The sequence below is a fragment of the Kordiimonas sp. UBA4487 genome, from assembly GCF_002389025.1.
GTDB classification, from domain to species: domain Bacteria; phylum Pseudomonadota; class Alphaproteobacteria; order Sphingomonadales; family Kordiimonadaceae; genus Kordiimonas; species Kordiimonas lacus.
Genome location: NZ_DGNR01000014.1, coordinates 207,487 through 227,096 on the forward strand (window position 1 = coordinate 207,487; position 19,610 = coordinate 227,096).

Genomic DNA, 19,610 nt, shown 5'->3' on the forward strand with positions numbered 1-19,610 from the left:
ATATAGGCATTTGGGCTTCCGGAGGCAAGTGATTCCGCCCATTCGGCATGAATGATCCTATTTTTGCCCGGCAAGAACCGCTCACCCGTTCGATTAGAATAGGCCTTCCAATACGAAGAGTCCTTGGGATTCAAGGCGTTTCACATTTTTCACAAAAACTGGCCCGCGCTTTGCTTCTATCTGGTCGAACGAAACCCTGCCGGGTAACGAGGCGAACAAATTGGTAGTTAGACATGAACCCTATTGATCAATTAATGCAGAGCTTTGCCACCTCCCCCTCTCCAGCCATCGCTGGATTGATCGGGACAGGGCAATCATCGGGCACCGCACAAGGCGATTCTAGCGTTTCTGCGGCCCAGTTTGCCGAGGCCCTGCAGGCTATTGAAATGGGCACAATGTCCCCCGCGCAGGACCTGACTGCCGACCAGGCTGAAATGCTTGCCAGCCTTCAAATGACATTGGCGCCCAATGCGATGTCTGCCCAAATGCAGACCAATCAACTGATGGGCCTGACACCAGCGGGTTCTGGTGGCGATGCTGCTAGCAATCCGAATTCAGCCTTGCTGGCGAAAAACGGCGTTTCCGGCCTCGCCATCCAGGCGGCCCTTGCCAACAGCGAAGGCAATCCGGCAATACCTGTATGGTCCGCATCCGGCGGACAACAGGCTGAACAAAACATCCCTATGCTGCCTCAAGCAGCGCTTGAGAAGCTTGGCCTGAAGCTGGAGCAGCTACCGGCTCTTCCTTCATCGGAAGAACTGGCCGCAGTTGCTCAAGCCGGCACGTCCAGCAATAGCCACATTCTGCCCGCTGATGCCGCACAAGGCCTGTTTGGCGCGGCAGTAGAAAATGCACCTGTCCTGGCGCAGACTGCAGATGGCAGTGCCGTCCAAGTGACCCCTGATGCGGTCGGGCCCGCAATGAATGGCGCCACAGGCCAAGCAGCTGTGCCAACAGTTGAACAAGCCCTGGCCGCTGGTTCGGGCCAGCCTTCTGCGCCGATAGCTGGATCACCAGACACGCCGGTCAGCGCACCTGCGCCGATCCAACCTCCGACGCCACAGGCGGTGTCTGACGCACCAGCGCAACCAAACCAGGCGCAGCCCACGCCCGCAGCAGCCGGCGCACAAGCTCAATCGAATGACGCTGAAGGCAATGGTGTGATGACACAGCAAGCCCAGCAGCAGGTGGCGGCAGCAGCACCCAAAGCGACAGTTGCGGACCGTAACCTACAAACCGGCCATAAAGCCGGGAATGCCGGAAAAGAGGCCTTTGACCTCAAGCTTGGAGCAGCAACTGCGACTGCCACGGTGAAAGACGCGGCAACAGCAAAACCTGTCGAACCTGTCCAGTCCCTGCCGGACACCCAGGCACCACTGCCCGCACGCGAATCTCACGCGCCACTGACCCCAGAACGCCTTTCCGGTTTCCTTGATGGTACGTCGGCAAATGCCGTGGCAGCGGGACTGACTGGCCTCAAAGGGGAAACCGGCTTCATGGCAAGCATGTCACTTTTGGGCGGCAAACCAACGCCGGAGCTTGCTCATCAGGTCAGCCAACAGCTGAACATGCATGTCACCAAAGCGTTTAAAGACGGCCAGCAAGAATTCACCATGCGCCTTGATCCGGCGGAACTAGGGCGCGTGCGCGTGAAGCTGAGCTTCCTTGAAGGAGGCCGCGTACACGCTCAGGTCATGGCAGAACGCCCCGAAACATTGGAGCTTATGCAGCGCGATACCCGCGGCCTTGAGAAAGCGATCGAAGCCGCTGGCCATAAAACAGATGGCAGCATTCAATTCAGCCTGGACACCAACGATCAAGAAAGCGCAGGGCGCGCATTCGCTGAAGCTGTCCAACAGGAGAAGATGCGCGACGAGTTGGCAGCACGTTCCGGCATGGGACATCAAAATGCGTCCACCGCTGAAGATGACCTTCTGGAGGAAGAAGTTCCCCTTGAGACCATTCTCGCCAACGTGAGCGTGGAAACCGGCTTGGATATTAAAGTTTAAGGAACGGGACTGAATTCAGACCCGAAATGAGAGCAAGATTATGGTAGATCTTACAGGCATTACATCAGCAACCGGAACCGGGACGACGCGGGGTGATAACTCTGCGACTAAACTCGCTGACGATTTCGATGATTTTCTGACCCTGCTTACCACGCAGCTCCAGAACCAGGATCCGACAGATCCAATGGACAGCAACGAGTTTACCAACCAGCTGGTGCAGTTCTCCAGCGTGGAACAACAGATCCAGACCAACCAGAACCTGGAGTCGCTCCAGTCACTACTGGAAATGAATAACATTGCAAGCGCCGCCACCTTCCTTGGTAGCGATGCCCTGATCATGGGCAATAAAGGCGACCATGATGGCTCCAGCGGGATTACGTGGCAGTACCAGAATACCGCCGCAACTGAGGACCTGACTGTTCAGGTGCGCAATGAGACTGGCACCCTGGTATACTCAGAGGCTGGCTCGACTTCGCTTGGTCTCCATACCTTCGACTGGGCGGGTATCGACACTGCCGGCAACCCAGTAGCACCCGGGGAATACACCCTGAACATTTCAGCCACGAACGCTGACGGCGCTGCATTGAGCCCACCAATTGCGGTGAGGGACACGATTACCGCCGTCGACACCAGTGGCCTTGAACCAATATTTACCGTCGGCCCGAATGAAGTTGGGCAGTCGGATATCTTGCAGCTTGTTCATCGGAACTAGCTGAATTGAATTCCGGACTGAAGTGCCCGGTTAGTGAGCAGAAAGCCCAAAGCACGCGAAAACGCAAAAGAGTGTAGGAGAAGTAAAATGGCATTCACTGCTTTGGCAGCAGGCGTATCAGGCCTCCAGTCCTTTACAGAGGGCGTTGGCGTCATCGCCGATAACATCACCAACGTTAACACGATTGGTTACAAAGAAACCCGGGCCCGTTTTTCGACCCTCGTGACCGAGACGGCAGCCCTTTCATCATACTCACCAGGTGGTGTCCGCGCCTTTTCGGATACACTGGTATCCAAGCAGGGCTTGCTGCAGCCGTCTGCTTCGGCGACAGACCTTTCAGTTGACGGCAATGGTTTCTTTGTCGTCCGGGACGGCACAGGCGCAGAAGACACAGATGGAGAAGTTCTCTATACCCGCGCTGGGTCATTCACGCAGGATTCCCGAGGCTTCCTTAAAAATACAGCAGGCCTGTATCTGATGGGGTGGCCGGTTGCAGCAGACGGCAGCATCACTACCAACCAGAACGACCTGAGCGAACTGAGCCCGATCAACATCAATGAGTTGAACAGCCTTGGTTCTGCCACTCAAAATGTTTCGCTGCGCGCCAACGTGAACGCAAGTGCGACGGATATCGATAACACCACTTATAGTACAGGTGATCTGGCTGCTGGCACCGTGACGCCAGAGCTTGAAACAAACATTCAGGTTTATGACTCGCTTGGACGCCAGCACACTGTTGTTGTGGCCGCAGCGAAAACTGATGCCGGTGCCAACACCTGGCAGTATGAACTGTATTTTGACGATGACAGCGTGCTATCGCAGTCCGGCGCCGATCCGCACACTGACGGTCTCATTGGCAGCGGCCAGCTTATCTTCAACGATGATGGCTCGATTGATCTGGCCAGCACAACGATGAATGACATCACGGGCACCGCAGTAGACCTAAGTGCAGGTGAATCCCTGACCTTCACTTATGCTGGCACTGCAGATGGCGCAACTGTTGCCGTCGAAGGTGGCTCCATCGCCTTTGACTTCGGTACAGATGGCGAATCCGATGGTTTCTCCCAGACCGACAACTCATCAAACCTGCTGAGCTCCGCCGTGGACGGTGCGAATTTTGAAAACGTCAACGGTGTGTCCATCGGTGAAGACGGGTCTGTAACCGCGATCTTTGATAACGGTCTGACCCTGACAGTGTTCAAACTGCCGGTCGCCACATTCCAGAACGCTGACGGCCTTACCCGCCGTCAGGGCAATGCCTTTGGCCTCTCGGACCTGTCCGGTGACCCATCCTTCCAGCAAGCCGGTCGCGGCGGCGCGGGTTCGATCTCACCAAATTCGCTTGAGCAGTCTACCGTTGACCTCGCCAACGAGTTCTCGGAGCTGATCAAGGTACAGCGTGCCTTCTCAGCCTCTACCCGGATCATTACGACTTCCGATGAGATCCTGGAAGAGCTGACCAGGCTCTAGGACTTGGGCTAACCTAGCCTGAAATCACTCTTTTGCACGGAACCGGGTAGCCCTTGGCTGCCCGGTTTTCGCATGGAGCCAGAAGTTAACGGCCTTTTAACTGTAGCCATTAGGTTTTTTTAAAGGACCTGATCCTATAATCGCCCTACCACCTAGGGTGAGGTACTATCTTATGCAAAATGGAACGAGCAGAGCAAATGTCATTGGACCTACTGGCAAGCCCCTAACCCTTGCCGATCTCCCGAAGGCCAATACCCAGAGATGGGTTATCCGCCGCAAGGCCGAAGTGGTAGCTGCGGTGCAAGGCGGCTTGCTGAGCCTGGAAGAAGCCTGCAACCGCTATTCTCTCTCGGTTGAAGAATTCCTCTCGTGGCAACAAGCCATCACCAAGAACGGCCTGCCCGGGCTTCGGGCCACCCGCGTACAGCAATATCGAACTGATTAGCCGCCCATCCATCGACAAATTTCAACGCATCTCGACTTTTTCCTTTACAATTATAGGCAAAAATTGCCTAGATTTAACTATCTGTTTACTCTGACAGACTAATTTGAAGAGTGAACTTGGGGCGAGTATCCCCATTGGGTGTTTGTATCCGAGGTGGGCGTTGGAAAATTTTCTGCAATTTCTTCGAAATCTCGGCACCGGTCGGCTGATCCTTATCGGCCTAGTAGGTGCCCTGACGGTTTTCTTTTTCATTGCCATTGTGGGCCGTTGGCAAAACGCGCCCATGACAGTGCTATATACTGACCTGGACCCAGCGAATGCTTCGACGATCGCGCAACGCCTGGAAGCTGAGGGTATCCCCTATGAGACTGACGCAGGCGGTCGGGTTCTGAAGGTACCGCGCGATCAGGTTGACCGGTTGCGCTTGACCCTGGCTGGTGATGGTCTAACGGGTGGTGTTGTTGGCAAAGAAATCTTTGACCAGGAAAGCAGCTTTGGCCGCACAAGCTTCGAACTGAATGTGAACTATGTGCGAGCGGTAGAAGGCGAAATCGCCAGAACCATCAAGTATTTGGGTTCTGTCAGCGAAGCCCGTGTCCATATCGTGATGCCGGAGCGGCGCCCCTTTGAGCGCGAAGCATCTGAACCTACTGCTTCAATCCTGATCCGCACCACCGGCGCCGGCCTCGGCCGACGCGAAGCTCAGGCAATCCAGTCGCTGGTAGCAACCGCAGTTCCGGGCCTTTCTCCCGAGCGGGTTACAATTTCAGACACCTCGGGCCGCCTGCTTGTGGACGGTGCCAGTGAACAGGGTGAGTTTTCCAGCTTTACAAGTCTTGAGGAAGCACGCCTCGCAAAAGAGCGCATGTACCGCAACAAAATCGAACAACTGTTGGCCCGCCGGGTCGGGGATGGCCGCGTGCGTGCTGAAGTATCCGTTCAGATGGACATGAGCAGAACCACAACCAACGCCGTCAGGTTTGACCCAGACAATCAGGTCATTCTGTCCCAAAATGTTGTCGAGGAAGAATCGCGTGAGACGGACCAGGTAGGCGGACAAGTAACCACCGCCAACAATCTTCCTGACGCACAAGGGATTGGCTCCTCGCCGTCAAACACGGCTAGCAAGACAGAAGAAGTCACAAACTTCGAAAACTCGAAAACAGAAACCGTAACAATCAAAGAGCCGGGGGAAATAACCCAGCTTCGGGTGGCCGTTTTGGTTGATGGCATTCGCGAGTTGGACGAAGAAGGCAATACCGTGAGTTATCAAGAGCGGCCCGAGGCCGAAATTGATCAGCTCCGCAGTTTGGTTTTGACCGCTATTCCGTTCGTTGACGATGCCAGTATTGGCCGGAGCGACGAAGTGACGGTTACCTCAATGCGTTTTGTCGATCCTGCGCCCATCACACAGGCCACACAGGAATTCAGCCTCCTGGGCCTGAATAAACAGGACTTGCTTGATATCGTCACTCAGGGCGGCGTCATTATCTCAATCATCCTGGTGATTTTGATGGTCGTCCGGCCATTGGTTATGCGCCTGGTTGAAGCAATTCCAGACGCGCCTGCGCAGCCCGATCCTGGACAGATAGAAGACCGGACGAAAGAAGCGCCTGCAATTATGGGCCCTGGCAGTGCAGTGACTGCTGAAGTTATGGCCGCAGCCGCTGCTGGCGACGAAGACGCTGCCGCTGCAGTAAGATACGCCCAGCAGACCGGCGCACTAGTGCGTGACGACATGCGCACAGACGCCAAAATTGATGTAGCCCAGGTTGAAGGCCGTATTCAGGAGTCTGCGATCAAGAAGGTCGCTGACATCATCAGGTCCAATCCGGATGAATCAATAGCAATTGTTAAGACGTGGCTCTATGCCGAATGATATCGCTACCCTGCGACTTAAATTGAAACAGGTGTACAAATGCCAGAATTGACCAAAATGTCCGGAGCCCAGAAAGCCGCAGCCTTTATGCTGGCGATCGGTGATGAGCATGGACGGAATATCTGGGAAGGTCTGTCGGAAGACGAGATCAAGGAACTGTCGCAACATATGTCGACTTTGGGCACAGTCGCGGCAACGGATGTCGAGGAACTTTTTGTTGAATTCGCGTCCAAAGTTTCAACCGTTGGGAACTTGAACGGGTCGTTTGACAGCACTGAAAGGCTGCTATCGAAAATGCTGCCCGGCGACCGCGTGCAGCAAATTATGGATGAAATCCGTGGCCCAGCTGGGCGGACCATGTGGGATAAGCTTGGTAATGTGAACGAGGTCGTTCTCGCCAGCTATCTCAAGAATGAATATCCGCAAACGGTTGCTGTTGTTCTTCAAAAAATTAAAGCTGAACACGCCGCTCGCGTCCTGTCTGTGTTGCCTGAGGATTTCTCGATGGAAGTCATCATGCGGATGCTGCGGATGGAGGCCGTTCAGAAAGATATTCTGGACAAAGTTGAACAGACACTTCGCGTCGAGTTTATGAACAATCTGGCGCGAACCAGCCGCCGCGACAGTCACGAAACCATCGCGGAGATCTTCAACTTCCTTGATCGTAGCGCTGAATCCCGGTTCCTGGCTGCTCTCGAGGACCGGAACAGAGACTCTGCAGAGCGTATCCGTGCGCTGATGTTCACATTTGAAGATCTTGCGAACCTAGACCCAAGTGGCGTTCAGACGCTGCTCAGGAATGTGGACAAGGACAAACTGGCTCTCGCAATGAAAGGCGCATCCGACACCCTGCGGGATCTGTTCTTTTCCAATATGTCGGAACGGGCCGCGAAAATCCTTCGGGAAGACATGGAAGCCATGGGTCCTGTACGCCTGCGGGATGTGGATGAAGCCCAAATGGATATGGTGAACAAAGCCAAGGATCTGGCTGAAGCAGGTGAAATTCTGCTGTCGGATAACAAAGGCGAAGACGAATTGATCTATTAGAAGCGATATGATGACGAATGGCTGAACCAGTAAAATATCGATTTGATCAAGCCTTTGATGGCGGTGCCAAAAGCCGCTTCGATGAGGAGCTTGAACGGCTGCGCGCGGATGCTGAAACGATCAAGTCGGAGGCATATGCCCACGGCTTCGAAGAAGGCCGCAATCAGGCGCTGCAGGATATTGAAGCCGCAACGAAGGAAACCCTGAGCCAGATTGCTCAAGGTGCCCATGCACTCTTTTCGCAGAAGTCTCAGCTCGAGTCCGGCATCAAGCAGGACATGGTTCAACTGGCATATGCAATTGCTTCAAAATTATCTCCTGCATTGATCCGGGCACACCCGATGGCTGAAATCGAAGCCCTGATTGAAGACTGTTTGGCGACAGCCCACAAGGAGCCCAGATTGGTTGTGCGGGTATCCGAGGCACTGCTGGACCCGGTAAACGAACGGCTGGAAGACCTGAAGGCATCAACTGGCTTTCCGGGCGATATCGTGCTGATCGGAGAACCTGGGCTAGGCCCGCAGGATTGCAGAGTTGAATGGCCTGACGGCGGCACGGAAAGAAAACATGACACCATCATGAGAGAAGTAGAAACAGCCGTACAACGTTTCGTCATGTCTGATGCAGACAGCGGCTCACAGGCTGAAGCTGGAAAAGAACCAATAATTGAGAATGACGACGCTGCTGAACCAGTAGCATTGGGTGGACCTGAATAAGGAATTACTGAATGGCAAACGAAGACGAAAATTCAGGCGACGTTGGCTTGCAAAATCTGGACGATGGATCCAGCCGCAGTCCTGACCTTGCCCCCAAAGAAGATGGACAGGTCCGGTCCGCCCAGGAATTGGAACCCGTCTTTGACGTACCCGTTAGGGTTCAGGCTGTCCTTGGTAAATCGACCCTTGAGGTGAGCCAACTGCTGAAACTAGCGCCGGGAGCGGTCGTCGAACTGGACCGAAAAGTCGGCGAAGCAATTGATATCTATGTGAATAACCGGCTGGTAGCCCGCGGAGAGGTCGTGCTCGTAGAAGATCACTTGGGCGTGACCATGACAGAAATCATCAAGCTGGACGGCGGCGCGAACTAAGTTCGTGATTTCAAGGGGGACAGACGGCTTATGAGCACGATTTTAGGTATGTTGACAGCCTTCCTGTTGGTTGCAGGCGCCATTTGGCTTGGTGGGTCGCCATGGGCCTTCATCAACCTCCAGGGAGTCATGATCGTCGTCCTGGGAACCTTTGCTGTTACAGCCATCAGCTTCCGCTTTCAGGAAATGATGACATTGCCAGTCAACATATGGACGCTGCTTCGTCATGGCCAACGCGATCCCTCCGAAGAAGCCATCAAGATCATGAAGATCGCTGTGGAAGCTCGGAAACACAATGATATTTTGTTACTGGAACGTTTATTGCCCAAGTTAAAAGACACACCTTTTCTGATGAAAGCCATTCAGTTGGTGGTGGACGCTACTGAACCGGAAGAGATCGAACAGATCCTTAGACGTGAGGCAAGCACGGCTTCTTCACGCCACATGAGGTCAGTCGACTTTCTTCGGCGAGCTGGAGATGTTGCTCCGGCAATGGGACTGATCGGAACGCTTATCGGACTGGTGCGGATGTTGGGTAATTTGGATAACCCTGCGCAGATTGGCCCCGCTATGGCCGTCGCCTTGCTGACTACATTTTACGGTGCCCTGATGGCTCATCTGTTCTTCATCCCGCTCGCGGCGAAGACCGAGCACTGTACAGACGAAGAAGCACTGGTGAACAACCTTTATGCCATGGGAGCAACATCTATTCGTCGCAAGGAAAATCCGCGGCGCCTTGAGATGCTCCTGAATACCGTTTTACCGCCTGCCCAAAGGATAACATTTTTCAAATGATCATTTGCGAAAACGTCAATTGCCCAGGCAATAACAGCTATGAAGCGTGTGATCCGCTTAGTGTGTGGATTGACGTAACGGAGACTATAAAATGCGACTGCTGATTGTAGGAACGCTTAATGGCCAATTGGGTGCGGCCAGCCAGATTGCGATGGACCGTGGTGCCCAAGTCACCCACGCGCCGGACACGGATACCGCCCTATCGATATTGCGGAGCCGTGGCGCAGACTTATTGATGGTTGAAATCTCTCTGGATATCCCCTCGCTCATCCCAAAACTTCGGGCAGAACATTTCTCAATCCCCGTTGTTGCCTGCGGCATTGGGACGGATCCAAAGACGGCCGCCGCCGCCATTCGTGGGGGCGCGAAAGAGTATATTCCGTTGCCACCAGATGCTGAACTGATTGCCGCTGTTCTGGAAGCCGTTGCTGAGGATAGTCAGTCTTTCATTTACCGCGATGCGGTCATGAAAAATGTAGCAGCGCTCGCGGAACAAGTTGCGCCGTCGGAAGCCAGCATCCTGATCACCGGCGAATCCGGTACAGGTAAAGAGGTCATGGCGCGCTTTGTGCACCAAAAGAGCCGCAGAGCGAACAAACCCTTTGTCGCTGTAAACTGTGCTGCAATCCCAGAAAACCTTCTGGAATCAGAACTGTTCGGCCATGAAAAAGGGGCCTTTACCGGTGCTGTTGCACGGCGGATTGGCAAGTTCGAGGAAGCTGACGGCGGCACGCTGTTGCTGGACGAGATTTCGGAGATGGATGTTCGTCTGCAGGCCAAGCTTTTACGCGCCATCCAAGAGCGCCAGATAGACCGTGTCGGCGGCTCGAAGTTGGTGAATGTCAACATTCGAATTGTCGCGACGTCCAACCGAAATCTGCAACAAGAGGTTAAAGACGGCAAGTTCCGCGAAGACCTTTTCTTCCGCCTCAATGTGGTCAATCTGCGGGTGCCCCCATTGCGGGAGCGCCCTTCAGACATCCAGGCCTTGGCTGAATATTTCGCCAAGAAATATGCGGAAGTGAACCAAGTTGAAGAGCGGCCCATCGGCGCGGATGCAATGAAGGTTCTGAAAGCCCATAACTGGCCCGGGAATGTTCGTGAACTGGAAAATACGATGCACCGTTCAGTACTGCTGGCGTCGGGTGATGAGATCTCCGCCGCTGCAGTTCTTTTACCGGATGCAAGTGGCAATCTCGCGGTTACTGGGTCTGGCGAAAGTCGTGCTCCGGAAGGGCCTGCCTATGGTGATACCAACGACGATAGCGGCGTGGACCCTGAAGTTTCAGCAACTCTGGTTGGCAAAACTGTCGCTGAAGTTGAAAGAGATCTCATCATCGATACCCTGAAGCATTGCCTTGGCAACCGTACCCATGCTGCGAATATTTTGGGAATTTCCATCAGAACACTCAGAAACAAATTGAACCAATATCATGCAGACGGTGTTTCGATTCCACAACCCGGTGATAGCAACCATCGGGCCTCTGTCTAGTGCAGGATTTTGGGCAACTGAATGAGTGGTAGCAAATGAATGATTCAGCTCCAGGTGGGCAGCAAGGCGGAATGAGCTTCAGCACAGTGATGGCCGGCCTGAAGAGCTCCGACATCGCCTTTGCCCTTGGAATGGTTACCATCATTATGATGTTGATCATGCCGATGCCTGGCTGGTTGCTCGACATCATGCTGGCGGCATCAATCACCTTCTCGGTCATGGTGATGATGACAACCCTGTTTATCCAGAAGCCGCTGCAAATGAGCAGTTTTCCGACCATTCTGCTTATTGCCACCATGCTGCGGCTATCCCTGAACCTGGCATCCACACGGTTGATCTTGGCTGAAGGCCACACAGGTACAGATGCTGCTGGGAAAGTGATCGAGGCTTTTGGTAACTTCCTGATGGGAGGACAAGTTGTCATTGGCATCATTGTTTTTGCCATCCTCGTCATTGTGAATTTTGTGGTCATCACGAAGGGCTCGGGAAGGATCGCAGAAGTAGCGGCACGCTTCAGCCTGGACGCCATGCCTGGCAAACAGATGGCCATTGATGCCGATATGTCCGCCGGCTTGATCGATGAACCCGAAGCGCGGCGCAGACGGCAAGAACTGGAGGACGAAAGCACTTTCTTCGGCTCGATGGACGGTGCCGCGAAGTTCGTACGCGGTGATGCCATCGCCGGCCTCCTGATTACCATCATTAATATCGTCGGCGGGATCATTGTAGGTGTGGTCATCAACGATATTAGCTTCGGTGATGCCGTTAATCGATACACGATCCTGACGGTTGGTGACGGCCTTGTCTCACAAATTCCCGCTCTTATCGTATCTACCTCTGCGGGGCTTCTTGTGACTAAAGCGGGTATCTCCGGCGCGACAGACAAAGCCTTGTTTGGCCAACTCAGCGGCTACCCCAGGGCTTTGGGCGTTTCGAGTGGACTGTTGCTCGCAATGGGTTTGATGCCAGGCCTGCCACTTCTGCCGTTTGCCTTGTTCGGCTCCATCCTGGGCGTTTCAGCATTTATGCTGACGAACAAGAAAACTGTTGAAGCCCAACAAGTTGCAATTGCAGAGGATGCAGAAAAGAAATCTGCCGTCCCGGCCGAGGAGCCAATCTCGTCAGCACTTGCCATTGACCAGCTCAGGCTTGAGCTTGGCTATGGCTTGCTCACGCTGATCAATGACGATAGCGGTTTCAGGCTAACAGACCAGATCAAAGCCCTTAGGCGCCAGTTGGCAACAGAAATGGGCTTTGTAATGCCTTCTGTCCGTATTCTGGATAATATGCAGCTACCGGCGAACACCTACGTTTTGCGTGTAAAAGAAACCGAAGTTGGCCGCGGTGATATCCGGCCGGGTATGCTTTTGGTCATGGACCCTCAGGGCCAACCGGTTCAGATTCCAGGCGAGGCGACAACCGAGCCTGCGTTTGGCCTACCTGCCACCTGGGTGGACTCTGGCGCACGCGAAGAGGCCAGCTTCCGTGGCTACACAGTGGTAGACGCGGCTACGGTGATCACCACCCACCTGACAGAGGTTATCAAGGACAATATGTCTGACTTGCTGTCTTATGCGGAAACTCAGAAGTTGCTGGACGACCTGCCGTCAGATCACCAAAAGTTGGTGGCCGATATTGTGCCAAATCAAATCACAACGTCTGGCATCCAAAGGGTTCTGCAATCCCTGCTCACCGAACGGATCTCGATTCGCGACCTTCCTACAATTCTCGAAGGCGTCGCCGAGGCTACAGGGTTCACGCAAAACATTGTTTCCATCACCGAGCACGTCCGTACGCGACTGGCGCGACAGCTTTGCGCAGCCTATTCAAATGTGGAAGGTCTGGTACCCCTCATCACCCTTTCAACAGAGTGGGAGCAGGCTTTCGCAGAAAGCCTTGTAGGCCAGGGCGAAGAAAAGCAATTGGCGATGGCCCCTACACGGCTGCAAGAGTTTATCAATTCAGTTCGTATGGTATATGACCAGCAAGCAGAACGCGGTGAAGCGCCTGTCCTGCTTACAAGTCCACTGGTTCGCCCATATGTTCGGTCAATTGTTGAGCGTTTCCGACCCGCCACCGTTGTGATGAGCCAGAACGAAATTCATCCGCAGGCAAAAATTCGAACTCTCGGCCAAATTTAAGCGATAGCTGAGCCTAGGTCGGCTCGCACAAGGACAAACAAACGCGATGCGGTTAAAAACCTTTCATGCCAAGACAATGTCCGAGGTAATGGGGCTGGTCCGGAACGAACTGGGGCCGGATGCCATTATCATTCAGATAGAGGAAGGCAAGAGTGGCGTACGAGTGACGGCGGCACTAGAAGCGGGAGCAACACCTGCACCACCTGAGACGGCTCCCGAACCGAAACAAACGCCTGCCGCGTTCGAGATTTCGCACCCAGTCCCGCAATCTCGGGATTTTGATGCAGCTGACATAAACGCAGTACTGAACCATCATGGACTCCCGTTTGAAACGGCATCTCATATAAGCGAGGCTGCCCGCGCGGTTGATGGTGGAAGCCTTATTGACGCCTTTTCCGTTGCCCTTGAGACATCCATTCGTTTCAGCCCACTGACGGATAGCACCACGCGGCCAATCATGCTTGTAGGCCCACCCGGGGCTGGGAAAACCATCTGCGCAGCCAAACTTACAGCAGATGCCGTTCTTCATGAACGCCCCGTAAAGCTCATCTCCACAGACACCGTGAAGGCATCAGGTATCCAGCAACTGGACCACTTTGCTCAGCTAATGAAACAAACGGTTTCAACTGCAGCTTCGCCGGAAGAACTAAGCGCTGTGGTCCGCTCAAGCAGTAATAAAAGCGGGCTGACTATCATTGATACCCCAGGAACCAACCCGTTCGATATGGACGATCTACGCGAAATATTGAGCTTCATAAGATCCGTAGACGCTGAGCCCGTACTGGTGATGCCGGCTGGGCTTGATGCGCTGGATGCCCAGGAAATTGCAGGTGTATTTTCCCGGCTGGGCTGCCAGCGCTTTATTGCCACTCGCCTGGATGCTTCGCGTCGCTACGCCAGCATCATCATGGCCGCCCGGCCCGGCCACCTATCCCTGGCAGCACTCAGCAGAAGTCCATTTGTGGCTGATGGCCTTGATCCGGCCACACCGATGGCGCTTTCCAAGCTGATTACAGCCCTACCTCGTCGTAGCAAAACCGACCCACTGACGGATAAGAAATCATGAATGACCCTGTGACTACAGATCGCAAAGAAACGTTGGAGCGACGCTTGATCACAATTGCGTCGGGTAAAGGTGGTGTTGGTAAAACCTGGGTTTCGGTTTCACTGGCCCACGCCCTCTCGCATGCCGGCAAGAAGGTTCTGTTGTTTGATGGTGATTTGGGTCTAGCCAACGTCGATATCCAATTGGGGATGATGCCAGACAAAGACCTCGGCCAAGTGATCACAAAAGATGCTGCGATGGCAGATATCATTACGCCCTTTAAAGATACTGCAGGCGCCGGATTTGATGTTCTTCCCGGTAAATCCGGGTCAGGAGCTCTTGGATCACTGTCCAAGGAAACACTTGTCGGCATGCGTAGCGACCTGACCCGTCTCGCAGACAATTATGACCATGTCTTGCTGGACTTGGCCGCGGGCATTGACCCTTCTGTGACCACGCTATCCAAGCACAAGGGGCGCGTTCTTGTGGTGATGACGGCAGATCCGACATCCCTGACGGACGCATATGCATTCATCAAAGTAACTCATATGCGCAACCCTACAGCTGACATTTCAATTGTGGTCAACAACGTCGCATCCAAGAAGGAAGGCGAGAAAGCCTTTGCAGCCATCAAACGAGCTTGCGAAGGTTTTTTGAAGATTTCACCACCACTTAGCGGTATTATCAAAAATGACCCAAAAGTCGTTGACGCGATAAGGTCCCAAGTGCCTCTTCTGATTAGACACCCTCAATCGGAGGCGGCAACGGACATCAAAGCTCTGGCTGCAGCAATTACCGGACGATAAACCGTCCTTTCAGCAGCCCGGGTTAAAAGGACTGCGGAATGAGTGATATCTCCGGGCCACCCCTGCCAAAACCCGTCGAACCGGTCACGAGAACGACCGGCAAAACCAGCAGTGTGTCCAGGGACCCGCAGCAGGCGCAAACACAAGCGCGCGAGCACAAGGGCGATCAGTCCGCAAAAAATGAACAGGCCGAACAACTGCGGGGCCGCGAACCCGCCGTTTCAATCTCTGCAACTGCAGCCCACCTGGAAGTTGGCGAACGCCTCAAGGAACAGGTCAGCAAGATCGATAACGAAGGCCGGCCAATCATTGTAACCGAGACAGCAACCTTCGCTCTGCGACCTGATGCCGGATTACGTCCCGGAGATGACGTTAAACTGGAAATCGTTGAAGCTGGACACAAAGTATCCGCAGACCTCCACGAGCGAAACGGTCTAATCATTGACCCTCCGGTAAGGCTTTCTTTAATCGTCATTGCCATTCATGTACCACAACAGCCATCAACTCCGGCGTCGGACCAACAAGTACCGAACACCGCACCGCTGCCCACCAAAACTGGATATGGACCTACCGCCCAAACAAAATCAAGCTCACTGGCACCTACAGACACACTGGTGAATGTGCTGGGACGCACCCCGCAATCAAGCAACTCGGCTTCCTTGAACGCCAATCAATCGATATCCAGTGTTTCGACGGAAGATAATGCCACAGCTTCAACCCAAAAAAGCGGGTCGAACCCGGGACAGACTGGGAATCCAGATTTCCTCGCAAGTCGCAACAGTAGTCCAGACCTGGCCACTCTGATCGCAGCCCAACAGGGTAACAACAAAGGCGCAGGATACATGCGAGCAGGAGGCCAGGAGATAGGCCTGCCAAAAGCCTTTGACCCCAGCCATTTTATTCCCAGATCATCCCTCACTGAAATCAGCACACCTGGACCTCAAGATGGCCTGGGGCCATCGATCAAGGCATTTTCAGCGTCAGGCCAAGCGCTTTCTCTTCAGGTGATGGATGCCAGGATAAGTCAGGTCTCGCCAGCACAAGTCGCGACAGTTCTGTCGGTTCGCCCACTGCCGCCGGATGAGGCTAAGACCCTTCCGTTGGCCATATCCGCATTTGGTCCCTCAGCAGGAACGCTTGCGACCATCGAAACGTCAAAAGGAAATTTTATAATCCCACTGGCCCAGGCTCAAAACCTTTCTGGCGAACAGATAAAGGTATCAGTCGCTGAGGAATCCCAAGTCACGGCACAGCAAACCAAACAGGCGACATTCAATGCAATATTGGCTTCGCCGGGCTCTGGCCAGCGCAGGCCCGTAACGATCACGGTCAGCCAGAACACCTCTCCAACGGGCGCGCCAGGAGAAGCCCAGGTCAAGGCCGTGCACACAGTCAGAGCCTTTCTGACCCCAAAAGGCCCCAGCGCTGATTTCCGTATAGAAACTACGCGCGGTGACCTGTTTCTGACAATGCCCAACGGCATGCGCCCCACCACCGAAGACCTGATTACCATCTTGCCCGGCCAAGCCACACAATTGCAGCACGGCCCATTACCTACGCCCCTGGTAGATGTGGCCTCCCAACTGGCCGCAGGCTCCGCCCTCAGCACGTTGGGGGCCCATCAATGGCCCACGCTAGAGCAAAGCTTTGCCACTGTATTGGGAGCTGACCCCGCCTTGGCTGGCCAACTCGCAAGCAAAGGTGCCCAAGGCGGCGGGAAATTGGTGAACAGCCTGCTATTTTTCCTGAGTGCAGCCGGACGTGGCAGCCCCGAAGCTTGGTTGGGGCAAGAGGCATCCCGGGCTCTGGAACAGGCCAACAAGTCACTTTTTGACGCAATGAAGTCAGAGCTGAGCCGCTTGATGCTTGCTGCCACTGACACGACGCGTGAATGGAGGCCCATGCTAATTCCTCTAGAGTTGCGCTTTCCTGACATGCCGTTGGTAGCCTTCTTGTTCGGACCGCCGCCGAGAGAAGAGGGTACAGGTAGCGGCAAAGACAATATGAGTGGCGAGGACGATGAAAATGGAGATGCCCAGCGTTTCGTCGTCGAAGTCCAATTCTCCATTCTTGGCGCCATTCAGCTGGATGGCCTTGTCAGAGAGAATCGTTTCGACCTTGCGATGCGATCAGAAAAGCCTCTGCCGGCGGCGCTCCGCCATGAAGCTTCTGACCTGTTCAATTCTGCCCTGGCCGCAAATGGCTATAACGGGCAGTTGACCATCACCGAAGCACAACCTTTCCCCGTAGAGATCGAAGCCCTGCTACAGTCGGCATAAAACTGGCTGCCTAGAAATAACTGACTTGAACCATTCACAAATTAGCGTATCTCAATTTAAGGTTCTTTTAGGGGTACTGATGTGCGCGTAACATTGGCATTTATTGGTTGTGTATTGATTTGGGGGTCTACCTGGTACGCGATTGAGCTACAGCTCGGTGTCGTTCCTAAGGAATGGTCGCTTGTTTACCGCTTTGGCATCGCTTCAAGCACGCTCTTCCTCGTCTGCCTGATCAGGAAGGAACGATTAAGGTTCCCGCTGCACCAGCACCTGTGGCCAGCGTGTACCGGCTTATTTCTGTTTTCTGCGACCTACGTGCTGACATATAGCGGCGCTGAATATCTCACTTCCGGACTTGTGGCTATCACGTTTGCGCTGCTTTCCTTCCTGAATATTATCAATGGGCGGCTATTTCTGGGAAACACGATAAAGCCCAGCGCACTGGTTGCAGCCTTGCTCGGCATCCTCGGCCTAGTCCTTATTTTCAAACCGGAAATTGACAGCTTCACTTTGGATGATGAGGCCTTTCGCGGCCTGCTCTTGTGCCTTGGCGCAGCGATTGTTTGCTCATTCGGCAACACTTTTGCCGGAACGAGTGGTTCGCGGCAGATGCCCTTGTTTTCTTTCAACGCCTGGGCATTGGGTTATGGCGCGCTATTCAATGTCATTTATGCCCTGTATAGCGGCAAGCCAGCGGGATTTGACCCAACAGTGTCCTATGTAGGGTCACTGCTATATCTAGCCATTGTTGGTACAGTAATCGCCTTTTCTATGTATATCTGGCTGATTGAACAAATTGGTATTGGCCGTGCTGCATACATGAGCGTACTAACGCCGGTGATTGCCCTCCTTATTTCGACGGTGTTCGAAGGATACATCTGGAATATGTATGCTTTTGTCGGCCTTGCGCTAGTGATGGGCGGCAACTTGCTGGTCGCCTGGAGCCGCGGCAAAACGGCACAAGCGCAACCTGTGAAACCCTAAGACTGATGAATGGCCTTATAGGTTTCATCAAGGGCATCCCGCATAACACCGACCATAAAGTCGATCTCTGCATGGGTGATAACGAAAGGCGGACATAAAACCACGACATTACCTGCAGGTCGAACGATCAAACCTCGAACCAAAGCCATCTGGCTAACATGGTTACATATGTTTGCCTCCAATGGGTATTGCTCTCTGGTTTCCTTATCCTTCGCCAGCTCTATGCCTGCGATCAGGCCAGATACACGCACCTCCCCGACAAGGGGATGATCTTCAAGTGATTTCAGCGTCTTAGCAAAGTATGGGCCGATATCCGTCCGCACCCTCGTAACATGGTCTTCGGTTTCGATAATTTCGATATTCTTAAGTGCCAATGCAGATGCCAAGGGGTGCCCTGACGTGGTGAAACCATGCTGTAGTACGCCGCTCTGCCCTTCAATAACGTCAGCGATCTCATCTGATACCACGGATGCCGAAATGGGCGCATACCCGGAAGACAGACCTTTTGCCAGGGTCATCATGTCAGCCTGGAAACCAAAGGTTTCCTGCGCAAACCAGTTTCCCGTCCGGCCAAAACCAGTCACCACTTCGTCAGCGATTAAAAGGACATCATGCTCCTTGCATATGCGGGCGACCTCTGGCCAATAGCTCTGGGGCGGCACGACGGCGCCCATCGTGCCTTGAACAGGCTCTGCAATCACGGCGGCAACATTGTCGGCGCCGGCAGCTAAAATCTTTTTTTCAATCTCTTTCGCTGCGTGAAGGCCAAACTCTTCTGGCTCCAGGTCGCCACCGCAACGGTACCAGAAGGGTGAGATTGCTTTGATGACATCCGCACCGCCATCGAGACCGAAGTCCTCAATCATTGGCCTGTTGCCGTTCAACCGCGTGGTCGCCAATGTGCTGCCGTGATAGGAATATTCTCGCGAAATGAGGATACGCTTGTTGGGCCTCCCCTTCCGCCGCCAATAGAGATACGCCAGCTTCATCAGGGTCTCATTAGCCTCGGAACCAGAGTTAGCGAAAAAAACCTTGTTCAGGTCACCTGGAGCAAGCGCCGCAATTTTACCCGCAAGCGCAGCAGCATAAGGGTTAGAAACAGCTGAAAAGCTATGATAATAGCTGAGCGTTCGGATCGCTTCGGCTGCGACGTCAGCCATTTCTTCCCGGCCATACCCGATATTTACACAACCTAGCCCGGCCATGGCATCAAGCAGCCGTATTTCTTGCCCGGTGATATACGCACCTTTGGCCTGCTCAATTACGAATGGGGCGGCCTTCTTCACTGCTTGGGGGTCGGTAAAGGGATGCAGGTGATGCATCCGGTCCAGCGCTTGCAGCTGTTCCAATATTGCCTGATCCGAAAGGCTCATCATTTTCTCCCCTGTTCCTTTCCTAATACCAGAAACAGTGACGTAA

The 19,610-nt window shown here is 53.9% G+C and carries 16 protein-coding genes; 15 read left to right on the top strand and 1 reads right to left on the bottom strand.

Going from position 1 to position 19,610, the window contains the following annotated elements:
* Nucleotides 1-386 precede the first annotated feature (386 nt).
* The 15 genes from B3Z17_RS15970 (at nt 387) to B3Z17_RS16040 (ending at nt 18,191) form a co-directional block, all read left to right on the top strand.
* Nucleotides 387-2,009: a flagellar hook-length control protein FliK gene (locus tag B3Z17_RS15970; protein WP_286830790.1), complete on the top strand. Its 1,623-nt coding sequence runs from the start codon at nt 387-389 to the stop codon at nt 2,007-2,009.
* Nucleotides 2,010-2,049: 40 nt separating this feature from the next.
* Nucleotides 2,050-2,721, top strand: a complete 672-nt coding sequence (locus B3Z17_RS15975) for a flagellar hook assembly protein FlgD (RefSeq protein WP_286830791.1) — start codon at nt 2,050-2,052, stop codon at nt 2,719-2,721.
* An 87-nt stretch (nt 2,722-2,808) separates the two neighbouring features.
* Complete coding sequence (locus B3Z17_RS15980; RefSeq protein ID WP_286830792.1) at nt 2,809-4,191, top strand: flagellar hook protein FlgE; 1,383 nt, start codon at nt 2,809-2,811, stop codon at nt 4,189-4,191.
* Between the two features lie 172 nt (nt 4,192-4,363).
* Nucleotides 4,364-4,636, top strand: coding sequence for a DUF1153 domain-containing protein (locus tag B3Z17_RS15985; protein ID WP_074519365.1), 273 nt, complete (start codon nt 4,364-4,366; stop codon nt 4,634-4,636).
* A gap of 160 nt (nt 4,637-4,796) precedes the next feature.
* Nucleotides 4,797-6,515 carry a flagellar basal-body MS-ring/collar protein FliF gene (fliF, locus tag B3Z17_RS15990; RefSeq protein ID WP_068303041.1) on the top strand — a complete coding sequence of 573 codons (1,719 nt, stop codon included), beginning with the start codon at nt 4,797-4,799 and terminating at the stop codon, nt 6,513-6,515.
* Between the two features lie 39 nt (nt 6,516-6,554).
* A complete protein-coding gene (fliG, locus tag B3Z17_RS15995) occupies nt 6,555-7,562 on the top strand; it encodes a flagellar motor switch protein FliG (protein WP_286830793.1) in 1,008 nt (335 codons plus the stop codon).
* A gap of 17 nt (nt 7,563-7,579) precedes the next feature.
* A complete protein-coding gene (locus tag B3Z17_RS16000) occupies nt 7,580-8,278 on the top strand; it encodes a FliH/SctL family protein (protein ID WP_286830794.1) in 699 nt (232 codons plus the stop codon).
* Nucleotides 8,279-8,289: 11 nt separating this feature from the next.
* Nucleotides 8,290-8,649, top strand: a complete 360-nt coding sequence (fliN, locus tag B3Z17_RS16005; RefSeq protein ID WP_068303035.1) for a flagellar motor switch protein FliN — start codon at nt 8,290-8,292, stop codon at nt 8,647-8,649.
* A gap of 30 nt (nt 8,650-8,679) precedes the next feature.
* The gene (locus B3Z17_RS16010) at nt 8,680-9,444 is read left to right on the top strand and encodes a motility protein A (protein ID WP_068303034.1); all 765 of its coding nucleotides are present in this window, start codon (nt 8,680-8,682) and stop codon (nt 9,442-9,444) included.
* Nucleotides 9,445-9,535: 91 nt separating this feature from the next.
* Complete coding sequence (locus B3Z17_RS16015) at nt 9,536-10,936, top strand: sigma-54-dependent transcriptional regulator (protein ID WP_068303033.1); 1,401 nt, start codon at nt 9,536-9,538, stop codon at nt 10,934-10,936.
* An 89-nt stretch (nt 10,937-11,025) separates the two neighbouring features.
* Nucleotides 11,026-13,077 carry a flagellar biosynthesis protein FlhA gene (gene flhA / locus B3Z17_RS16020; RefSeq protein ID WP_286830795.1) on the top strand — a complete coding sequence of 684 codons (2,052 nt, stop codon included), beginning with the start codon at nt 11,026-11,028 and terminating at the stop codon, nt 13,075-13,077.
* Nucleotides 13,078-13,123: 46 nt separating this feature from the next.
* Nucleotides 13,124-14,143: a hypothetical protein gene (locus B3Z17_RS16025; RefSeq protein ID WP_286830796.1), complete on the top strand. Its 1,020-nt coding sequence runs from the start codon at nt 13,124-13,126 to the stop codon at nt 14,141-14,143.
* On the top strand, nt 14,140-14,928 hold the full coding sequence (locus tag B3Z17_RS16030) for a MinD/ParA family protein (protein ID WP_068303024.1): 789 nt from the start codon (nt 14,140-14,142) through the stop codon (nt 14,926-14,928). The genes B3Z17_RS16025 and B3Z17_RS16030 overlap by 4 nt, the downstream gene beginning before the upstream one ends.
* A gap of 38 nt (nt 14,929-14,966) precedes the next feature.
* Nucleotides 14,967-17,207, top strand: a complete 2,241-nt coding sequence (locus B3Z17_RS16035; protein WP_286830797.1) for a hypothetical protein — start codon at nt 14,967-14,969, stop codon at nt 17,205-17,207.
* 81 nt (nt 17,208-17,288) lie between these two features.
* Nucleotides 17,289-18,191 (top strand): DMT family transporter, encoded by a 903-nt coding sequence (locus B3Z17_RS16040; RefSeq protein ID WP_068303014.1) that lies wholly within the window; start codon nt 17,289-17,291, stop codon nt 18,189-18,191.
* Here the strand turns inward: B3Z17_RS16040 and B3Z17_RS16045 are convergent.
* Nucleotides 18,188-19,567 (bottom strand): aminotransferase, encoded by a 1,380-nt coding sequence (locus B3Z17_RS16045; protein WP_286830798.1) that lies wholly within the window; start codon nt 19,565-19,567, stop codon nt 18,188-18,190. The two genes, B3Z17_RS16040 and B3Z17_RS16045, sit on opposite strands and share 4 nt — an antisense overlap.
* Nucleotides 19,568-19,610: the final 43 nt, after the last annotated feature.

Coding starts and splice junctions, on each gene's coding strand:
- B3Z17_RS15970 (WP_286830790.1), top strand. CDS start 387: ATGGGCACAATGTCCCCCGCGCAGGACCTGACTGCCGACCAGGCTGAA.
- B3Z17_RS15975 (WP_286830791.1), top strand. CDS start 2,050: ATGGTAGATCTTACAGGCATTACATCAGCAACCGGAACCGGGACGACG.
- B3Z17_RS15980 (WP_286830792.1), top strand. CDS start 2,809: ATGGCATTCACTGCTTTGGCAGCAGGCGTATCAGGCCTCCAGTCCTTT.
- B3Z17_RS15985 (WP_074519365.1), top strand. CDS start 4,364: ATGCAAAATGGAACGAGCAGAGCAAATGTCATTGGACCTACTGGCAAG.
- fliG (WP_286830793.1), top strand. CDS start 6,555: ATGCCAGAATTGACCAAAATGTCCGGAGCCCAGAAAGCCGCAGCCTTT.
- B3Z17_RS16000 (WP_286830794.1), top strand. CDS start 7,580: ATGGCTGAACCAGTAAAATATCGATTTGATCAAGCCTTTGATGGCGGT.
- fliN (WP_068303035.1), top strand. CDS start 8,290: ATGGCAAACGAAGACGAAAATTCAGGCGACGTTGGCTTGCAAAATCTG.
- B3Z17_RS16010 (WP_068303034.1), top strand. CDS start 8,680: ATGAGCACGATTTTAGGTATGTTGACAGCCTTCCTGTTGGTTGCAGGC.
- B3Z17_RS16015 (WP_068303033.1), top strand. CDS start 9,536: ATGCGACTGCTGATTGTAGGAACGCTTAATGGCCAATTGGGTGCGGCC.
- flhA (WP_286830795.1), top strand. CDS start 11,026: ATGGCCGGCCTGAAGAGCTCCGACATCGCCTTTGCCCTTGGAATGGTT.
- B3Z17_RS16025 (WP_286830796.1), top strand. CDS start 13,124: ATGCGGTTAAAAACCTTTCATGCCAAGACAATGTCCGAGGTAATGGGG.
- B3Z17_RS16030 (WP_068303024.1), top strand. CDS start 14,140: ATGAATGACCCTGTGACTACAGATCGCAAAGAAACGTTGGAGCGACGC.
- B3Z17_RS16035 (WP_286830797.1), top strand. CDS start 14,967: ATGAGTGATATCTCCGGGCCACCCCTGCCAAAACCCGTCGAACCGGTC.
- B3Z17_RS16045 (WP_286830798.1), bottom strand. CDS start 19,567: ATGATGAGCCTTTCGGATCAGGCAATATTGGAACAGCTGCAAGCGCTG.